Origin of the sequence: Limosilactobacillus mucosae DSM 13345 (genome assembly GCF_001436025.1) — a bacterium.
GTDB classification, from domain to species: Bacteria; Bacillota; Bacilli; order Lactobacillales; family Lactobacillaceae; genus Limosilactobacillus; species Limosilactobacillus mucosae.
Genome location: NZ_AZEQ01000004.1, coordinates 50,963 through 70,300, shown reverse-complemented (window position 1 = coordinate 70,300; position 19,338 = coordinate 50,963). Strand labels below are relative to the sequence as shown.

General features: G+C 46.3%; 17 protein-coding genes and 2 other annotated features. All 17 genes read right to left on the bottom strand.

Annotation, left to right across the window (positions count from 1 at the left end):
* Positions 1-15: 15 nt before the first annotated feature.
* Entirely contained in the window at positions 16-1,281 is a 1,266-nt protein-coding gene (locus FC47_RS02795) for a competence/damage-inducible protein A (protein ID WP_006500242.1), read from the bottom strand.
* 114 nt (positions 1,282-1,395) lie between these two features.
* Complete coding sequence (gene pgsA / locus FC47_RS02790; protein ID WP_056967792.1) at positions 1,396-1,980, bottom strand: CDP-diacylglycerol--glycerol-3-phosphate 3-phosphatidyltransferase; 585 nt, start codon at positions 1,978-1,980, stop codon at positions 1,396-1,398.
* A 25-nt stretch (positions 1,981-2,005) separates the two neighbouring features.
* On the bottom strand, positions 2,006-3,025 hold the full coding sequence (locus FC47_RS02785) for a helix-turn-helix domain-containing protein (RefSeq protein WP_006500244.1): 1,020 nt from the start codon (positions 3,023-3,025) through the stop codon (positions 2,006-2,008).
* An 88-nt stretch (positions 3,026-3,113) separates the two neighbouring features.
* Positions 3,114-4,412, bottom strand: coding sequence for an EF-P 5-aminopentanol modification-associated protein YfmH (yfmH, locus tag FC47_RS02780; protein ID WP_006500245.1), 1,299 nt, complete (start codon positions 4,410-4,412; stop codon positions 3,114-3,116).
* A complete protein-coding gene (gene yfmF / locus FC47_RS02775) occupies positions 4,412-5,668 on the bottom strand; it encodes an EF-P 5-aminopentanol modification-associated protein YfmF (protein WP_006500246.1) in 1,257 nt (418 codons plus the stop codon). The genes yfmH and yfmF overlap by 1 nt, the downstream gene beginning before the upstream one ends.
* Positions 5,669-5,808: 140 nt before the next feature.
* On the bottom strand, positions 5,809-6,651 hold the full coding sequence (locus FC47_RS02770; RefSeq protein WP_033934429.1) for an amino acid ABC transporter substrate-binding protein: 843 nt from the start codon (positions 6,649-6,651) through the stop codon (positions 5,809-5,811).
* A gap of 17 nt (positions 6,652-6,668) precedes the next feature.
* A complete protein-coding gene (locus FC47_RS02765) occupies positions 6,669-7,310 on the bottom strand; it encodes an amino acid ABC transporter ATP-binding protein (protein WP_033934428.1) in 642 nt (213 codons plus the stop codon).
* A 15-nt stretch (positions 7,311-7,325) separates the two neighbouring features.
* Positions 7,326-7,967 carry an amino acid ABC transporter permease gene (locus FC47_RS02760; RefSeq protein ID WP_109588377.1) on the bottom strand — a complete coding sequence of 214 codons (642 nt, stop codon included), beginning with the start codon at positions 7,965-7,967 and terminating at the stop codon, positions 7,326-7,328.
* A 175-nt stretch (positions 7,968-8,142) separates the two neighbouring features.
* Positions 8,143-8,373, bottom strand: a binding site (T-box leader).
* Between the two features lie 68 nt (positions 8,374-8,441).
* A complete protein-coding gene (gene mreD / locus FC47_RS02755; RefSeq protein ID WP_033934427.1) occupies positions 8,442-8,978 on the bottom strand; it encodes a rod shape-determining protein MreD in 537 nt (178 codons plus the stop codon).
* A gap of 12 nt (positions 8,979-8,990) precedes the next feature.
* A complete protein-coding gene (gene mreC, locus FC47_RS02750; protein ID WP_039945926.1) occupies positions 8,991-9,842 on the bottom strand; it encodes a rod shape-determining protein MreC in 852 nt (283 codons plus the stop codon).
* A gap of 116 nt (positions 9,843-9,958) precedes the next feature.
* Positions 9,959-10,966, bottom strand: coding sequence for a rod shape-determining protein (locus FC47_RS02745; protein ID WP_006500252.1), 1,008 nt, complete (start codon positions 10,964-10,966; stop codon positions 9,959-9,961).
* A 170-nt stretch (positions 10,967-11,136) separates the two neighbouring features.
* Positions 11,137-11,775 carry a JAB domain-containing protein gene (locus FC47_RS02740; RefSeq protein ID WP_006500253.1) on the bottom strand — a complete coding sequence of 213 codons (639 nt, stop codon included), beginning with the start codon at positions 11,773-11,775 and terminating at the stop codon, positions 11,137-11,139.
* A gap of 51 nt (positions 11,776-11,826) precedes the next feature.
* Complete coding sequence (locus FC47_RS02735; RefSeq protein ID WP_039945928.1) at positions 11,827-13,146, bottom strand: bifunctional folylpolyglutamate synthase/dihydrofolate synthase; 1,320 nt, start codon at positions 13,144-13,146, stop codon at positions 11,827-11,829.
* Positions 13,147-13,264: 118 nt separating this feature from the next.
* Positions 13,265-15,922 carry a valine--tRNA ligase gene (locus FC47_RS02730; protein WP_048345495.1) on the bottom strand — a complete coding sequence of 886 codons (2,658 nt, stop codon included), beginning with the start codon at positions 15,920-15,922 and terminating at the stop codon, positions 13,265-13,267.
* Positions 15,923-15,997: 75 nt separating this feature from the next.
* Positions 15,998-16,217, bottom strand: a binding site (T-box leader).
* A 57-nt stretch (positions 16,218-16,274) separates the two neighbouring features.
* On the bottom strand, positions 16,275-16,781 hold the full coding sequence (gene tpx, locus FC47_RS02725) for a thiol peroxidase (RefSeq protein ID WP_039945929.1): 507 nt from the start codon (positions 16,779-16,781) through the stop codon (positions 16,275-16,277).
* 142 nt (positions 16,782-16,923) lie between these two features.
* On the bottom strand, positions 16,924-18,144 hold the full coding sequence (thiI, locus tag FC47_RS02720; RefSeq protein WP_006500257.1) for a tRNA uracil 4-sulfurtransferase ThiI: 1,221 nt from the start codon (positions 18,142-18,144) through the stop codon (positions 16,924-16,926).
* Between the two features lie 27 nt (positions 18,145-18,171).
* Positions 18,172-19,320 carry a cysteine desulfurase family protein gene (locus FC47_RS02715; RefSeq protein WP_006500258.1) on the bottom strand — a complete coding sequence of 383 codons (1,149 nt, stop codon included), beginning with the start codon at positions 19,318-19,320 and terminating at the stop codon, positions 18,172-18,174.
* Between the last annotated feature and the right edge of the window lie 18 nt (positions 19,321-19,338).

Sequence of the window (19,338 nt, the reverse complement as noted above, 5' to 3'; positions counted from 1 at the left end):
AGCGAAAAGTGAACGTTAGTTCGTTTTATTTTGCAAAGCCCAATAGGTAAACAACAGTCCCATCTGAACGCTGCGTTGGCGAATCCATTGGCGCGTTGCCATTTTTTGCGAGAGATGCAGCTGGCTGGTCTGAGTTGGCTGCCCCTTGATTGCAATCCCGATCCAAACCGTTCCAGCAGGCTGACCTTCTAAATCATCTGGGCCGGCGACCCCAGTAAATGAGACGCCAACATCGGCATTCAGTTTCTTTTGACATCCCTCGGCCATTGCTTTGGCAGTTTGAGCACTGACGACGCCATATTGGTCGATTACGGCTTTAGGAACGCCCAACAGCTGTTCTTTTGTCTGCGCGGCATACGTTACAAACCCACCATTAAAGACTTTCGATGCGCCTGGAACGCTGCAGATCGTACTTTGAAACATACCGCCCGTCAGACTTTCCGCACCGGTAATCGTCCATTGATGCTCTCGCAGCAGCTTAACGACTTGTTCAGCCAAGGTGATGTGTTCGCCAATTCCAAAACAATATCGGCCAACACGCTTGAAAATGGCTTGTTCAGCAGCAGCCAGTTTTTTTTCTGCTTGAGCCTGCATTGCGTCATGAATGGTTAGACGAACTTGAATCTCGCCAGGCTGAACGTATGAGGTTGCCAAGACGTCATCAAGTTTGGCTTCATCTAATACCTGCTCAATCTCATCCATCAGCTGCGATTCTGGGAGTCCTAAAAAATGCAGATTATGACTGAAAATGGCTTTATCATTGCCAAACTGCTGTTTTAAAAGCGGCAAGAGGCTCTGGGTTACCATCGGCTTGAATTCACGCGGTGGCCCGGGTAAAACGACATAGGTGTGCCCTTGATGGTTCAAGTAGGCACCATCAGCCATTCCGGTAGGATTAGCCAAGATCTGACCGCCTTTTAGATAATAGGCCATTTTAATGTTTTCTGGCGTCATTTTGGTTTTTCTGATCACAAAATCGGCTTGAATCTTTTGCCACTGCTCATCATCCAAAGCCAATTCAACGCCAATTGCCGCAGCCGTGCTTGCCATGGTCTGATCATCCAGCGTTGGTCCCAAGCCGCCACAGACAAAGATCAGCTGAGCACGTGTCTGTGCCTGACTGATGGCTGCCTGAATCCGCGTTGGATCATCATCAGTCGTTGTCTGCCAGTGAGCATCAATATCCAGCCGCCGCAGCTGATCAGCTAAGAAGCGGGCATTGGTATTGACGATCTGTCCTAAAACGATTTCAGTTCCAATTGAGATAATTTCTGCTTCCATAAGCATCCCCCTCAACTTAATATATGCCGATTATCGGCTTATGCATTAAAAAAAGCAAAAAAAGCAAGTTCTAAAGCGCAGTGGCTCTAAGAACTTACTTTAATTTAGCCAATTTTATTTAAATCCATCCGCAAAAACGCCACGACCCTTAACAAAGTAGTCGATTCCTGAGTAGACCGTAAAGAACAGGCAAATGTACAGCATAATCTGACCAAATGGAATATTCCAGATTGCAAAGATCACATTGTGCAAAAGCAAGAAAATAATGGCGATAAATTGAGTCGTCGTCTTAATCTTGCCCGGCATCTTGGCAGCCAGCACCGTTCCATTTTGTTCTACCAGCAATAGACGCAGGCCCGTTACCGAAAGCTCACGCCAAATAATAATAGCAGTCACCCAGGAAGGTACGACCCCTTGACCCGTCAGGGCGATAAAAGCCGTCATTACCAACAGCTTATCAGCCAATGGATCGGCAAACTTACCGAAATTGGTTACTAAATGGTCACGACGCGCAATTCGACCATCCAGATTATCAGTAATCGTGGCCGCAATAAACAGGATCGCCGCAATCAGTTCGGCAACTGGAATCGTAGCACCCCAAAACGTAACGCTGCCCCAATCAAATGGCACTACCATTAAGATCAGGAAAAATGGAATAATGATCAGCCTAACGATGGTTAATTTATTTGGTAAATTCAACGAAACTTCCCCCTATTTCACTAAATTAACGCGTACTGGATACGCTCGTCTGCGTTGATGAGGTTGACGCAACCCCAGACGTCGTACCTGACCCAGCAGTTGAAGACGTGCTTTGCGAAGTACTGGTCGTCACGGCAGATGAAGAAGTTGAAGAAGCTGAAGACGATTGCGTAGTATTGCCAAGCTTAATCGTAACCGTCCGCGTGTTTGGATAAGTGTTGTTCTGCGTCAGATCAACCGTGGTGTTGCCAAGCTTGACTGTAGTAGCGCTGGCATTGCCAAGCGTCAAGACGATCGTTTGGGCGTTCTTGGCAATATTGATTTTTTCCGTTTGGTTGGCGCTCATCGTCTTGCTTAAACGCTGTGAGTTATCAACCGTTACTGCATTCCATGCTTGTCCAGAAGTCTTGATCGTCAAGGTCGTGTCCTTGGTTAAGGCATCACCGGTAAACGTAACCGCACTGCTGGTCCGCGTTGAAGCCGTCAGTTTGATGCTGTCAGACGTCTTCTTTGAACTGGACGATGACTTCTTTTTGCTTGAGCTGGAAGACTTCTTGCTTGATTCACCTGAAACCTTGACCGAACTGTTGTCAATCTTGGTTGAAGAATCACGATGACCTCTAACGATTGCCGTCAGCCAAATTGCCGCCAGAACAATAACGACGATGACAATCGCAATCACCGTTGGCAGATACTTTCTGGCATCGTTAACCTTGGTAAGCTTGCGTTTGGAAGTTGCCCGTGTCTCAACGGCTTGAGCAATATGTTCCGAATATTCATCAGTCTTGGCTTTAGGCAGATCGTCATCGTATTCCTTTAACAGATCCTCGCCGTCCAGCCCAACCGTATCAGCATACTGTTTGACAAATGCCCGAACATAAAAATCGCCAGGCAGCTCATCAAACTTTTCGTCTTCGATGGCAATCAAATAGCGTTTTTGAATCTTGGTCGCCTGCTGCAGGTCATCTAAGGTATATCCCTTGGCTACCCGAGCATCATGAAGCTTTTTACCAACTTCTGGTCGTTTTTCTTCGTTTTCACTCATACCTAATCCTCGTTCTTTTAAATTTTAAATTAGTCCATAACCTAAAATAGTATAGCATACTATCGCGACGGCAAATTTTAAGAAACGCTTATTTCGTTGGCGGTACGATTTGATAGACCGAGAGCCGCTCTGGTTTGACGAATTGATCAATGGCAATTGCCAGCTCATCATAATCAATACTGCGCAAAATCTCAATTTCATCCAGCAGCGTTGCATGATCAAAATAGCTGCCACCGTACAGCATTGCAATGTTTTCCGGTGAGTCCAGCTGATTGATCAAGCGGCCCAGCATCGCGTGCTTTACGTCTTCAAACTGATTTTTCACTGTTGCCAGCTGTTCAGGCGCCTCTTTTAGAATCTGAATCATGGCATCGGCAAACTGCTCCATTTGATCAGTATCCGTGCTGAAGGTTGCCAAATGAAAGCCGCGCTGAATCTCAAAATTATAATTAAAAGAATCGTCTATAACACCAGTATCATACAAACGTAAAAAGTTGGCTGACGTCTCATCAAACAGCATTGCCAGCAAAAGATTGATCCGCCATTTATAAAGCAGCCGTTCCTTACCGTTTTCAAAACTTTGAATGCCGCGCAGTCCGACCATTACCTTAGGCCGCTCAACTGCCATCGTCAATGTACGAAACGGAATGACGTCGTTGGCGGTCGGATCGCTGATTACCGCGGTTCGCTTAGGCAGCTTAGGCGCATCAAAATGCTTGACTGCCTGATTTTGCTCAACCCACGCTAGAACCTGCTCAACATCAAGTCGTCCAGCAACAAACAGATTCATATTGGCTGGTTGATAAAAGGTACGATAGGCATCGTAAAGAATTGGTGCCGTAATCTTTTGAATCGATTCCTGGGTGCCGGCAATGTCAATATGCATCGGGTCATTAGGATACAGGTTGCCCAGCATCCCAAGATATAAACGCCAACTGGGATCATCATTATACATGGTGATTTCTTGACCAATGATTCCCTTTTCCTTAGCGACGGTTTGTTCAGTAAAGTATGGATCCTGAACAAAATCCAGCAGTACATCTAGGTTTTCGTGGAGGTGAGAAGTCGTTGAAAACAGATAGCGCGTCTGCGTAAAGCTGGTAAAAGCATTGGCATCGGCTCCCAGCTTGCCAAATAGGTCAAACGCGTCATGATCGGCCTTTTCAAACATTTTATGCTCTAAAAAGTGCGCCACGCCATCCGGAACCGTCAACAGCTCATTTTTTTGATCAGGCACGAATGTATTATCAATTGAGCCAAATTCAGTTGACAAAACAGCATAGGTCTTATGAAAGCCTTCCATTGGCAGCATCGTTACCAAAAGACCATTATCCAGCTGCTTTTGGTACACGTTTTGATTGAATTCCGAATATTTGAATTGCTGCATTATTCCTCACCATCCAAAAAATAGACTGCCTGCAGCTGAAGCTTTTTAGCCAAATTGGCAACCTGCTCTTTAGTCACCTGCTGTAGTGATTCAATAACGTTTTCTGCTGGCAGCCGATTACTCATACAGTCAACCAGCCAATGCTCAACAATGCCGCCAGGAGCATCCAGCCCAGTCTGATACTGGTTGATCAAGGCATCCTTGACTTCCTGCATGACCGTTTCGCTAAAATCACCCTGCTGAACTGCCTTGACTTGAGCTTCGATTAATTGTCGCGCCTGGTGATAGTTTTTGGCATCGATCCCCGTCTGAATTGCCAGATGACTGCTGAACAAACGCAGCTGACTGGATGCATAGTAAGCTAGGCTGGCTTTTTCCCGCACGTTGGCAAATAACTTGGAATATGGCGTGCCGCCTAAGATTCCATTCATGACCAAAGCAGCATAGTAGTTTTCATCACGATAGAAAACCGGAAAGTGATAAGCCAGGTTCAGTTTGGCCTGATTAACGTCTTGGCGCTCACTCAGCTCACGAACGCGATGATGAAACGGCTGACGATAATAGATGTCGTTAGGCAGTGGCGACTGACGCGGTGATAACGGCCACTGTCTGAAAAGATCAAGTACCGCCTGCGGATCCACATTGCCATAGACAAAAATGTCAATCTGGTCATGAGCCAGCATATCATAATAGGTCTCAACCAAAGATGCCGGCGTTAGCTTGTCCAGATCCTCCAGCCGACCATAGCTGGGAATCCGCATCAAAGAGCTTTGGTCATAATAAAGACGGTCCAATTGCCAGGCAGCGTAGTACTGTTTGTTTTCTTTAATAGAAGCCAGCTCATTGGCAACGTTTTGCCGCTGGGTCTTAAAGGTTGCTGCATCAAAAGCGCCATCCGTTATTAAAGGACGAAAGATCATCTGATACAAGATATCCACCAGACTGGCAAAAATACCTGGCTGAGCAAAGCGATCGTCAACTGCCTCAGCCCGTACCCGCAGCGTATGTGCATAGCCAATGCGACTGACGCTGGCACTGGCATCGGCGCCGTATAGATGATTCAAGGCCTTGGCAAATGCTGTCTGCGTTGGATATGCTGCCGTACTGGTTTCCAAAAGATTGGCCAACAGATTGCGCGCTGCCGAATTCTCTGCCGTCTGTGGCGTTGCAAAGTTGATCAGAATTCGATTAACGTGAAACCGCGACGTTGGCTCAACATGCAGTCTAACGCCCGGCTGCAGATTAAAATCCACCATATTACCCTCATTTCCAAAATTGATTAATGTTTTTGACTGTCATAATTCATTCTTACTGATAGATACAATATTCCATATTACTTGATTCGCCCATAAATTACAAACGAGGGCCCGTTAAATCGCGCCCTCGTTGGTTAATTTTATTTTTTTACTGGTCCCAGATAATTGCTGCTGACGCCAAACCACTTCTTATTGATTTGCCGCAGCTCGCCGTTTTTCTGGAGTCTAGCCAAACCTTCGTTAACCTTCTTTTGCAAGGTCTTGTCACCCTTGCGCATCCCAACGGCAAAATAGTCTTGCGGCATCTGCGGATCTGAGTAGACTCGATAGGCCGAGCTGTCTTTTTGGTGCTTAATGTAGTAGTCCGCATAGACCTCATCCATTAAAATGCCTTGAATCCGCCCCGCATTCAAATCGATAAATGCATCAGGGAAGGTATCATAAAGCACGGCCTTGTGATTCTTGATCTTATCTTTTAACAGTTTAGGATACTCGTCTAAAGCCATTGCTCCCGTTGAGCCATTTTGGACGCCTAGACTCTTCCCCGCCATATCGTTGAAATTATTGATGTGATCTTTTTTCTTGGTAACCAGCACTTGTTTGTTAAGCAGGTAAACACGACTGAAAGCAACTTTTTTAGCTCGTTGCGAAGTTACTGAATATCCGTTCCATAACAAATCAATAGTACCATTTTTTAATTCGGTTTCTTTCATTGACCAATCGATCGTTTGAAAATCAACCTTAATGCCATATTGTTTAAAGACTGCTTTAGCCAGATCAATATCATAGCCAACCAGCTTGCCATTTTTTTCCCGAAAGCCCATTGGCACGAAACTGTCATCCAGACCAATCACAACCTTGCCCCGCCGCTGAATCTGTTTCCAGGTGTCTTGCGTATCAGCACGCTGGGTAACGTTTTGACAGCCACTCAACAGCATAACCGGCAAAATCAACAGCAGCAGCCAATATTTGAACTTCTTCAATTTTCCGGCCCCCATTACTATTGCTGATCCAAAGCTTTAACCTGCAGAATATCGTCAGCGACTTTTTGAGCAAACTCCATATCATGCGTAACCACCAGCTGCGTCATACCGTCTTTTTTTAAGCCCAAAATCAGCTTGGCAACCTCATCACGCAGATTAGGATCAAGAGCAGAGGTTGGCTCATCGTAGCAAAGGATCTTAGGCTTCATCGCCAGTGCCCGCGCAATTGCCACACGCTGTTTTTGACCACCAGAAAGCTGATATGGATACAAATCGCCTTTACCATCCAAACCCAGTTCCTTTAAGAGATTTTCGGCATCCTGCTGGGCGGCGGCTTTTGCTTTTTTCAAGACCAGCGTTGGTGCCAGCGTAACGTTTTCAAGAACCGTCAGATTAGGGAAAAGGTTAAAGTCTTGGAAAACAACTCCGATCACACTGTCAGAGCGATCCGTTCCCTGTGGATCAAAAGGACGACCATCAATCAAAAACTTACCGCTGTCGGCTGCCTCTAAACCAGTAATGCAGCGCAAAAGCGTTGTTTTACCTGCACCGGATGGACCAACGATGCACAAAATCTCACCATCTTTAACCGTTAAGTCAACGCCGTCTAAAATCTGACGCCCACCAAAGCTCTTTTTAAGTTCTTGCACTTCCAGCATATTCATGGCCTCCTTTTACTTAAAGTACGAATAGCGCTTTTCAACCTTGTTCAGGATAAACGTGCAGATCCCGATTAAGATTAGGTAGATCAAGCCAACCAAAAGCAATGGTACCAAAGTTACGTCCCGTGCCGTAGCAACATTGCCGGCCCGCAACAGATCGCCCAGACCAATTACGTATACCAAAGATGAGTCCTTGACCAGATTGATGACCTCGTTGCCGATCGAAGGAATTACGATCTTAACGACCTGTGGAATCACGATCTTGCGCAGCGTCTGACCATAGCTTAAGCGCAGAACCCGCGCTGCCTCATATTGGCCTTGATCAATTGACTGAAAGCCGCCCCGAAAGATTTCGGCAAAATAGGCACCATAGTTGAGAATAAATGCAAACAGCGCGGCATCGTAACGCTGAAAAACAATCCCAACAATTGGCAAGCCATAAAAAACAAAAATTAATTGCAGCAGCAGCGGCGTACCCCGCATCAGCCAGACATAAAGCTCAAGCAGCCATTGCAGTGGCCGAAACTTGGAAGTCAATCCTAAACTAACTAAGATCCCCAAAGGCAGTGAACCAAGCAGCGTCCAGAAAAACAGCTTTAATGTCATGCCAGCGCCTTGAAACAGCGATGGCAGAATTTCCATAACATAGTGCATTGACATGATAAAACCTCCCTCAAATGCTTCGATAACAAAAAACGTCCTCAACAGTCATAACAACTGTCGAGGACGCCGCAGCGTGATCCCACCTCGGATTTGCAACGGCTTCACAGCCATTGCCTCATTAAGTTCAAATTTTCCAGAAAAGCAAAAACGCCCCCGAGCACATGGCTCAGAGGGCGTTGCCGCGGTTCCACCTCATCATTGCAGTCAGCTCACGCTAAACTGCCTCAGCGAGTTCAAATTTAAACTCTGTGCTGTAACGGGCTTCCCCGGAGCGACTTACTAAATTCGATCGCCCAACTCGCAGATGTGATTCACTGTTGCCTTCTGGTCGCTTCCCATCAACCGCGACTCGCTAAGCAGACGGCTAAACAGCTACTAGTCTGTTCTTTGTTTTTGTTATCGTTTTTTAATAATTGTCAGTATCTTACTATCATCCAACAGCCTTGTCAAGACCTCACCGTAAATTTAGCGGCGTTCGATATCAGCAGCCCAAGTAATCAGCTTTTGCAATGGAAAATACAAAAACAGCAGATATACCAGATTCAAAAGCAACGTTGGCAACAGCGTATCCAACAAAAAACCGCCCAGGCCAACCTTGGCAATTCCCACTGCAGCATAGGCCCAATAGTTAAAAAGCTCAAATACCGTCAGATCGATCAAAAAGACCAGGACAATCATCGGAAACGATGACGTGATATATTTAGCCAGCAATTTCGTCAGACCAACAACCATTGGATAAAGGAACATGAACAGTCCCAGGATCCCTGAATAATAGAGATCGCAAAAAATCCCCGCGACGACCGAAAATCCAATCAACGGAATCTGAATGTCGCCTTCAAAAAAATACGAGCAGACCAGCCAGACAATGACCAATTGACTGACCATTGCATAGGGATAATGAAAGAAAAAGCCTGCAAATATCTTGCTTAAAGAACCATCTAAAAAGAGGGCAGCGAACAGACCCAAAGGAAACACATATCTCAACCGGGATAATCTATACATGTCACACCGCCTCTAATCGTTTAATTCCGCTACCGTAACGATATTGATCTCGTTAAAGTTCGTAGCCGGTTTGATGTAGACTTTCTTAGCCAGTCCATAATCATCCTTGCCGATACGTGAGACTTTGCCGACATAGAGTCCTTTTGGCGTAATACCGCCCATTCCGTTGGTTACGACCTTAGCGCCTTTTTTAATCTTAGCCGTTGAGGTTACCTGCCCCATAATCAGCTCATTGGTTCTGGCATTATAGCCCGTAATGATCCCGTTGACGCTCTTACCATCAGTGCCATTAATCACAATTGAAAAACGATTGGATGACTCGCTGGTATCACTGAGCAGTTCAACTTTACTGTTGGTCTTGTTAACTTCCGCCACTCGGCCAATCAAGCCGCCGCCAGAAAGTACCGGCATGTTCTTTTTAATACCGCTGGTCTGCCCCTTGTTGATCACTAATTGCTGCTGCCATGAAGAAGGCGTCCTGGACATTACAGCTGCACTAACGGTTGAATAGTCGGTCAGCGAGTTCTTGAGCTTCAATTCTGCTTTTAGCTGCTTGTTTTCCTTAGCCAGCGTTTGGTCACGAACCTTAACCTGGGCCAGCTCAGATACTTTCTGCTTCAGCTCGCGATTTTCCGTGTAGGCATTCATCAATCCGGAAACTGAATCAGCGACGCCCTGTACGGCATTGACCGGATATGCCACAATGCCATCGGCAAAGCCGGCGATGTCATTGCCAAACTGCTGAATCAGCGGTGGGGTCGAACGACGGTTGCGCATCGCAATCGAGCCGCCCATTAAGCCAAAGCAGACTACTAGAATTACCACTGTAATTACCAAGCGGCGATTCGAAAAAAACTTCTGCATTTTTATCCTCCAATGCACCCAGATACATTTAACGGGACTGGGCAAAACAAATCGTTTTGCGACCAGCCCCGCCCTGTTAACTGTGTATCAGTTATTCTCTTTACTCGATTGCGTGACTACTTGCTTTTTTTCATCACATCAATGCTCTTCAGTGACTCACCAGTCCCGATAGCAACACAGTCCAATGGATCATTGGCGATAAATACAGGCACCTTGGTAGCATCGGCAATAACTTCTGGCAAGTGCTTAAGCAAGGCACCGCCACCAGTCAGCACGATCCCATGGTCAATTACGTCAGCCGCAATTTCCGGTGAGGTTTCTTCCAACGTTCCCTTGATGGCTTCGATAATCGCTTCGACAACATCTTGCAACGCGTTGGAAACATCAACTGCCGAAACTTCTTTAGTCTGTGGCAGACCAGTTACCAAATCACGACCACGGACTTCGGTAGTTCCCATTTCCTTAGCTGCCTCAACAGAAGCTGAGCCGATATCCCACTTGAGCTTTTCAGCCGTACGTTCACCAATCAGCAGATTCTTGTTTTGACGAACGAACTGTGCGATCGCATCATTCATCTTGTCACCGGCCATGCGAATCGAACGACTTGAAACGATGCCACCAAGTGAAATCGTAGCAACATCCGTCGTACCGCCACCAATGTCAACAACCATACTTCCAGTTGGATCCATAACCGGCAGACCAGCACCAATTGCAGCTGCAAAAGGTTCTTCGATCACATAGGCATCACGTGCGCCAGCCACCCGCGTTGCATCAATTACGGCACGTTTTTCAACTTCCGTAACGCCACTAGGTACGCAGACCATTACGTATGGTTTGCCGCCATTTTTGCCGAGTGCCTTTTCCATATAGTGCTTCATCATAGCAACCGTCGTATCATAATCGGCAATCACGCCGTCTTTCATTGGGCGAATCGCCACAATGCTTGCAGGCGTGCGTCCAATCATATCACGTGCTTCTTCACCAACCGCGATGACCTCGCCGCTCTTTTTGTTGCGGGCAACTACGGATGGTTCACGCAAAACGATGCCTTTGCCTTCAATGTAAACAATAGTATTGGCAGTACCAAGATCAATGCCAATATTTTTTGCTCCAATTCCTAGCAATCTGTTTCTTCCCTTCGTATACAAAAGTAGTCGTTCATTTTCATAATACAATAGCGTTGATATTATACCATAGCCGAACGTTAAATTAACAGACATTACTATACACCAAACGCCAGAGAAAAACAGCATTGCTATTCAGCATTCAGGTTTCCTTAACCGAATTTTAAAATTCAATTCGCAATTTGATCATTAAATGCCGCATGAGCCTCTTGACTTTCACGCCAGCTGTAATAGTCCTGGCTGCCAATCACAAGACAGTCCAACAGATGCAGTCCCAGCAGCTGACAGCCCCGTTCCAGCCGTCGCATAAAGCTCAGATCCTGTCTGGATGGCTCGGGATCGCCTGAAGGATGATTGTGAACCATGATCAGGCCAAATGAATTCCAGTGCAGCACGTAGCGAAAAATTTGATCCGGATAAAGCATACATTCCGCTTGACCGCCTTTAAACAGACAGCGTCGTGCTATGATCTCGTTATGCACATCCGTACAAAGCACTTCGACTGACTCTTGCATCTGTCCAGCCATCTCATCCATTAAAAACTGGCCAACCTCATTACTGGAATAGGCGTGACCTAAAATATCATGCGGACAGGTTAAAATCAGATTTCCCAGCTCAATTGCTGCCAAAACCGGTTTAAGACGTTTGCGATCATATCCCAAAAAAGCATCCTGTTCTTCCATCGTCATATTGCGAAAAACAGCTGGCGTGGGAAAAAGTTCTAAAAAATGATTGGCAAGGTCTCCTTCTTGATCAAAAACCATATTAACTAATGCCACATAGCGCTGCTGGCAAGTTTTTTCAGTCATTTGATTACCTCCTCTGCCATTACTATATGCAAGACAGAGCAGATTTTATTTTTAATCAGCAAAAAAACGCCGAACCTCTGAGATAAAGTATAACGAGCCGGTAATCAAGATTGCATCATCGGCTGAAACTTCCCTTGATAATCTCAGCAATCCCTCTTGCCAGCTGGGTGCCGTCTCAATTGGCCAATGTGTTTTGATGTCTTTAGCTGCCTTTTCTAAATCAGCGCTCGGCCGCTTGGGACCCGGACCGGCAAAATTGGTCAGCATCAAATGAACATTGGGCAGACTGGCAATCTCTCCCAACATTAACTGATATTGTTTATCAGCCAAAATTGCTACCAAAACATAGATTTCCATTTCTTTAAAGTCATTTTGCAGCGTTGTCGTCAAAGCTTGCATTCCGGGCAGATTATGAGCACCGTCTAAAACAACCAACGGCGAGTCATTGACGATTTCTAACCGCCCCGGCCAGCGTGTATTGGCCAAGCCGTTTTGAAAAGCCTGGACGTCAATCGGCACGCCCAGTCGTTTCAAATAAAGCTGCGCCATGGTGAGTGCAACGGCTGCATTATCAACTTGATACTCGCCAAGCAGGCTTAACTGAAATTTTTGCCGATGAAGCATTAGTCCATCATATTCGATTTCATTTCTTAACTGATGATTGTTCAGTTTTTTAGCCGTAAACTGTCGCCCGTTTTCATATAATGGTGCCTGTTTTTCTTGTGCATCTGCTATGATTGTCTGCCGCGCAGTCTGAGGCAACCGGCCAATCACTACCGGTACATTTGGTTTGATGATACCCGCTTTTTGGCATGCAATCTCAGCCAGCGTATCACCCAAAACATGCATATGATCGTAGCCAACCGTAACAATCCCACTGACAGCTGGCACAATCACATTAGTTGAGTCATAAAGGCCACCAATTCCCACCTCGAGAATTACAACATCTGGCTTTTTTTGTGCAAACCAGGTAAACATGATTGCTGTATCAATCTCAAATTCAGTGGGACCACCCTCAGGCAATACTTGATCTAGATAATCAACAACGGGGGCCACCTTTTGGGCAGCCTTTACCAGCTCATCATCCGAAATCGGCTGGCCATTCAGTGAGATTCGCTCATTAAAGCGGACAATAAACGGCGAGGTAAAAGTCCCTACCGTCAAGCCACTTGCCATTAAGAGCGATCGCAGCATTGCTACGGTTGATCCCTTGCCATTGGTGCCGGTAACGTGTAGATAGCTGAGCTTTTCTTGTGGATTGCCAAGTTCTTTTAAAAATCGCCGCATCCGTTTCAGAGTTGGAATCTTTTTAAACTTGGTCCGGCCATGAATAAATGCCAGGGCATCATCATAGTTCTGAATATTTGTCATGATAAATCCTTTCATTTTTACGCCTAATTATAGAACGATTGTTCGCAAAAATCGACTTAATTTGCAAAAAAACATCCCCAAAGCTCTGATGAACTCTGGGGATGTCCTGCTTACCTAATTAAGCATTCTGCAGCGAAGCAAGACGTGCTTGGGCTGCTTCCAGCTTTTGCTTCCATTCGACTGCCTTAGCGCGTTCTTCGGCTACGACGGCTTCAGGAGCATTATTGACAAATTTTTCGTTGCCAAGCTTCTTTTCGGAACGTTGAACTTCCTTTTCCAGCTTAGCAATCTCTTTTTCCATCCGTGCCTGTTCCTCTTTTAGGTCAACCAGTTCAGCCATTGGAATGTAGACTTCAGCACCGGTAACGATACCGCTCATGGCCAATTTTGGCGCCTGCGTATCGGTAGCAATCTGCAAATCAGCAGGATGGCAGAATCGCTTGATGTAGTCTGCATTGGCCAAAAGCATGTCAGCAGCAGCCTGATCATCTGTCTTGATCAGCAGATCGACTGGCTTGGACATTGGCGCATTGGCTTCATTGCGAATGTTGCGCACGGCCGTAATCAGTTCGATCAGACGCTTCATCTGTTCTTCTGATTTTTCATCTGCAAATTCATCATGAACCACTGGATAGTCAGCAATCATGATTGACTTGCCTTCATGCGGCATATCTTGCCACAGCGCCTCAGTAACGAATGGCATGATCGGATGCATCAGTTTAAGCGTTTGGTCGAGCACGTAGCCTAAAATGTTCTTGGTGTCGGCTTTTTCTGCTTCTGTACCATTGTTGAGCTTTTCTTTGGTCATTTCAATGTACCAGTCACAGAAATCGTTCCAGATAAAGTTGTACAGACAGCGACAAGCTTCACCAAAGTCAAATGACTCAAATTGATCGGTAACCTGCTTGATCGTTGCGTTCAAACGACTCAAAATCCAACGGTCTGCCAGATCCCACTTGTCTTTAGCCGGCAGTTTTGGTGCATTCTGCATGTCACCAAGATTCATGATTACATAACGGCTGGCATTCCAGATCTTGTTGATAAAGTTCCAGGCTGCATCCATCTTCTTGTAGGAGAAACGAATGTCTTGACCTGGCGTAGAACCCGTAACCAGGAACCAGCGCAAAGCATCCGTACCATACTTTTCGATGACGTCCATTGGATCAATCCCGTTACCCAAAGACTTACTCATCTTACGGCCCTGCTCATCACGAATCAAGCCGTGCAGCAAGACATTGCGGAATGGTGCCTTGCCGGTAAATTCCAGTGATTGGAAGATCATCCGGGCAACCCAGAAGAAGATGATGTCGTAACCGCTGACCAGCGTGTTGGTTGGGAAATAACGCTTAAAGTCAGCAGAATCAGTGTCTGGCCAGCCCATCGTTGAAAATGGCCACAATGCCGAGCTAAACCAGGTATCAAGCACATCTTTGTCCTGCTCCCAGTTTTCGGCGTCTTTTGGTGCCTCCATGCCAACGTACATTTCACCGGTTTGTTTGTTGTACCAAGCCGGAATTCGGTGACCCCACCATAATTGACGTGAGATAACCCAGTCATGCACGTTTTCCATCCACTGATTAAAGGTGTGCTCAAAACGTTCTGGGACAAAGTTGACCCGATCAGCTGTCTTTTGGTTGGCCAATGCTTTTTCTGCCAATGGCTTCATCTTAACGAACCACTGCGTTGAAAGCCGAGATTCAACCTGTACGCCGGTCCGTTCAGAGTGACCAACAGAGTGTACGATTGGATCAATCTTCAGCATATAGCCGCCATCTTCCAGATCCTTGACGATTGCCTTGCGCGCCTCGAAACGATCCATCCCGCAGTACTTGCCGGCATTTTCATTCAGCGAGGCGTCCTCGTTCATCGTGTTGAGTTCAGGCAGGTTGTGACGCTTGCCAACCAAGAAGTCGTTTGGATCATGAGCCGGCGTAATCTTAACCATCCCAGTACCAAATTCAGGCGTTACGTAGTCATCAGCAATGATTTCGATCTCACGGTTGACCAGCGGCACCATAACATGCTTGCCGACCAGTTCCTTGTAGCGTTCATCATTTGGGTTTACGGCAACGGCCTCATCGCCAAACATGGTTTCAGGACGCGTCGTAGCAACTTCAATGTAGTCTTTGCCATTAAACGTCGTGCCGTCGGTAAATGGATATTTAACGTGGTAGAAGGCACCCTTGTCATCTTTGTGGATAACCTCCATGTCGGAAAGCGCCGTCCGTGCCTGTGGGTCCCAGTTGATAATGTAGGTTGCCCGGTAGATCAGTCCCTTATTGTACAAATCAACGAAAACCTTGCGAACCGCTTTGTTTAGGCCCTCGTCAAGGGTAAAGCGTTCACGATCGTAGTCAACTGAGATTCCCATCTTAGCCCACTGTTTGTGGATGATGTCGGCATATTCGTCTTTCCAGTCCCATACTTGTTGAATAAACTTTTCGCGACCCAGGTCATAGCGTGAAATGCCTTGTTCGCGCAACCGTGCTTCAACCTTAGCCTGCGTTGCAATGCCGGCGTGGTCCATCCCTGGCAGCCACAAAACGTCATAGCCCTGCATCCGCTTTTGCCGAATAATCATATCCTGCAGCGTAGTATCCCAGGCATGACCCAAGTGCAGCTTGCCAGTAACGTTAGGAGGTGGAATAACGATTGAATATGGCTTGGCTTTCTTATCACCACTTGGCTTAAAGAACCCTTCATCGATCCACCACTGGTAGCGCCCTTCTTCAATCGAAGCCGGGTTGAACTTGGTGGACATGTTCTTTTCTGACATGGCAAGTTCCCCTTTCAGATTTACAGTTATTGGTTAATTTAATTGGCATCAAACAAAAAAAGACTCGCCCTAATAAATTAGGACGAGTCTGCTCGCGGTACCACCTAAATTGAAACCCATCCAAAGACAGGCTTCCACTCAAACATGGGATATCGGCCATGAACCGGAACTGCCTACTTGCTTTCAGCAATTCTGCTCGCGAGCTACCTTCAATCTGGCAAACCGAACCTTTTTTCAGCAACAAGGTCTCTCTAAACGGCTTTACCAGATCTACTCTCTCGTTCAATGCTTGGATAGCGTAATAATAAAAGAAATTTTTGACAACGTCAAGTCGATTCAAATAATTTCTTAATTATTCAGCAGCCGTGCCCAACTTTTCTACTGCATTCAAGGCAGCCAGATAGTCAGGCTCATGCGTCATTTCAGGAACGATCTGTCGATAGACGATCTGGCCATCAGCATCAATGAGGAAGATTGACCGTGCCAAGACGCCTTCATCAGGGATCAAAAGCTTCATTGCATAGCCAAATGACTGTTCATAATCAGATAAAAGCTCAGCATTTGGGATATCATTGGCCGCGCACCAGCCCTTCTGTTCGTTAATTGGATTGGTGGAGACCGTAATCAAGCGGACGTCAGGATATTCAGCCATTGCCTTGTTGAATTTGCGTGACTGCAGCGAGCAGACCGACGTATTGATGTCTGGTACGACTGAGAATAAAGTTGGCTTGCCCAGCAGCTCACGAGTCTTAACCCGTTGATTCTGAGCATCAAACAGCTTAAAGTGAGGAATTTCCGTACCTACTTCTGGCGGATTGCCGACCAGCTGCATCTTCTCACCATTGACAGTAACTTCCACGATGAACGCTCCTTTCAGTTTCACAGCGTTTTTTAATTTTGTGTGGGAACAGTATACCAAATTTAGCACCATTCGAATAGCCAAATCCGGTGTTTGAAATAAAAAAGCTGATGCATTAAAAAGTCTTGCATCAGCTTAAATTTTACAGCAATTCGGCGAATACGTCTTGATTCTGATTCAAGAATTCGTCACCAGCATGAATCTCAGTAACCTTAATGTTTTCCAAAGCTCGCTGCATCAATCCTTCAACATCCAGCCGTGCTTCATAGGCCCGTGCCCGTTTCAGGTTTGGCTTGGTTTTTGGCGATGGCGGCGTAAAGACCGTACAGCAGTCTTCATATGGCAGAATCGACAATTCATAGGTATCGATTTCTTCAGCGATCTTGATGATTTCAGTCTTATCAAACGACAGAACCGGACGCAGCACCGGCCAGGTAGTCACATCATTAATAGCGACCATGCTTTCCATCGTCTGTGAGGCTACCTGTCCAAGGCTTTCACCGTTAAAGATGGCCAGGCCATGGCGTTTCATGGCCAAAGCCGCGGCCAGTCTAAGCATTAAGCGGCGCTGGACGGTCATCAGATAGCCCTCGGGAATCTTTTCCTTAACCGTTTCTTGAATTTCGGTAAACGGTACTTGAATGAACTTGATGCTACCACAATATTTTGCCAGTTTGCTGGTCAGTTCCTTTGATTTAGCTAATGCCTGTTCACTGGTATATGGCGGACTGTAGAAGTGCACCATCTCCAAAGAAACCCCACGCTTCATGGCCAGGTAGGCAGCAACCGGTGAATCGATTCCGCCTGAAAGCATCATCATGCCTTTACCAGCCGTTCCAACTGGTAGACCACCTGCGCCCTTGATCTTTTCACTGGTCAGATAAATTCCGCTTTTCCGAATCTCAACCATCAGATCAATATCTGGATGGTGAACGTCAACTGTTAAAAGATCAGGAAATTCCTTTAGCAGATAGGCTCCCAGCTCACGATTCATCTCAAACGTCCCCATTGGAAAGCCATGGTCGGCATGCCGAGTACTGATCTTAAAGGTGGCCGGTTCTTTTACCTGTTCTCTGATCATCTTAGCCGCTGCCTGCTTAACTGCTTCAAAGTCGCTTTCAACTCGTAAAGAAGGAGAGAAGGTCTGGATGCCAAACACCTGCTTTAAGCGATCCATGACCTGACTACTGTCGGCACCGTTTAAGTCAATATGCATCCGGTCTCTTTGCGGATGAATCTTAACCTGATCAAAGCCATGCAACGCTTTGGTAACATTGGCTCCCAAACGGTCAATAAAGTTCTTTTGGTTGCGCCCTTTAGTCGAAAGCTCGCCATAGCGCACCATAATTTCATCATATTGCATTTTGGAACTAGATTTTCCTTTCAAAAACTAATCGATAATCTTCTTAAAGCCGGCATACAGCTCATCAAAGACGCGATTGAACTCATCAGCCTCAGCCAAGGTGTTTTGATCGCCCAGGCTGATCCGTACGGCACTGGTTGCAATTTCATCGGGAACCTTCATAGCCGCCAAAGTCCCGGCTTCAACGTGCTTCTTTGAAGAGCAGGCACTGGTCGTTGAAATATAGATATCGTGATCTTCAAAAGCGTGCACGATCGTTTCACCACGGACGCCAACAATTGCAAACGTCAGAATATGAGGAGCAAACGAATCATCATTTTGCGAGATAACCTCAACGTGTTCAAAATTCTTGATATGATCGTAAATTCGCGTCTTGATTGCTTTTTCGCGTTCAACGGCCTGCTTTTCGTTTTGTTTTACCAACCGTAATGCCTTGGCCATCGCAACAAAACCAGCCGTATTTTCGGTCCCATTGCGGCGGCCGCGCTCCTGACCGCCACCATCAATCAGTGGAGCCAGCTTGCGGCCGGCTTTGGCATATACAAAGCCGGTTCCGCGCGGTGCATGGAACTTATGACCAGAAAAGACCGCAAAATCGACCCGATCTGAAAAGACAAGGTCATCGATTCCCTTACCGATTGCCTGCACCGCATCAACCATAAAGTGAACTTTAGGATAGTCCTTTAAGATTTCACCAATTTCCTTGATTGGCTGAATCGTACCAATCTCATTGTTGACAACCATTGATTCAACCAGAATCGTATCTGGGCGCAGTGCTTTTCTAACGTCTTCTGGATCAATGCGTCCCTGATCATCGACCGGCAGATAGGTAATCTCAAAACCAAGGTCAGCTAAGCGCTCCATCGAATTACGCACCGCAGCATGCTCAACGCTGGTCGTAATAATATGTTTGCCATATTGACGCTTTTCAATTGCCGTTCCTTTGATGACCCAGTTGTCGCCCTCTGAACCACCACTGGTAAAAACAATCTCACTTGGCAAAACGTCAAACAGGTCCGCAATCTGTTTACGTGCCTGCTCTTGAAGATTCCAAGCCGTCTCACCAACCTTATGCAGACTGGAGGGATTCCCCCAAATCTTTTGGCAGACTTGATTATACGTATCCAAAACTTCCGGCCAGATCTGCGTCGTGGCACTATTGTCAAAATAAATCATACTGTGCTTACTCCTTTA

Bases quoted from the DNA above. Each gene is read 5' to 3' on its own strand.
- FC47_RS02795 (WP_006500242.1), bottom strand. From the start codon at position 1,281: ATGGAAGCAGAAATTATCTCAATTGGAACTGAAATCGTTTTAGGACAG.
- FC47_RS02785 (WP_006500244.1), bottom strand. From the start codon at position 3,025: ATGAGTGAAAACGAAGAAAAACGACCAGAAGTTGGTAAAAAGCTTCAT.
- yfmH (WP_006500245.1), bottom strand. From the start codon at position 4,412: ATGCAGCAATTCAAATATTCGGAATTCAATCAAAACGTGTACCAAAAG.
- yfmF (WP_006500246.1), bottom strand. From the start codon at position 5,668: ATGGTGGATTTTAATCTGCAGCCGGGCGTTAGACTGCATGTTGAGCCA.
- FC47_RS02765 (WP_033934428.1), bottom strand. From the start codon at position 7,310: ATGCTGGAAGTGCAAGAACTTAAAAAGAGCTTTGGTGGGCGTCAGATT.
- FC47_RS02760 (WP_109588377.1), bottom strand. From the start codon at position 7,967: ATGCACTATGTTATGGAAATTCTGCCATCGCTGTTTCAAGGCGCTGGC.
- mreD (WP_033934427.1), bottom strand. From the start codon at position 8,978: ATGTATAGATTATCCCGGTTGAGATATGTGTTTCCTTTGGGTCTGTTC.
- mreC (WP_039945926.1), bottom strand. From the start codon at position 9,842: ATGCAGAAGTTTTTTTCGAATCGCCGCTTGGTAATTACAGTGGTAATT.
- FC47_RS02740 (WP_006500253.1), bottom strand. From the start codon at position 11,775: ATGACTGAAAAAACTTGCCAGCAGCGCTATGTGGCATTAGTTAATATG.
- FC47_RS02735 (WP_039945928.1), bottom strand. From the start codon at position 13,146: ATGACAAATATTCAGAACTATGATGATGCCCTGGCATTTATTCATGGC.
- FC47_RS02730 (WP_048345495.1), bottom strand. From the start codon at position 15,922: ATGTCAGAAAAGAACATGTCCACCAAGTTCAACCCGGCTTCGATTGAA.
- thiI (WP_006500257.1), bottom strand. From the start codon at position 18,144: ATGCAATATGATGAAATTATGGTGCGCTATGGCGAGCTTTCGACTAAA.
- FC47_RS02715 (WP_006500258.1), bottom strand. From the start codon at position 19,320: ATGATTTATTTTGACAATAGTGCCACGACGCAGATCTGGCCGGAAGTT.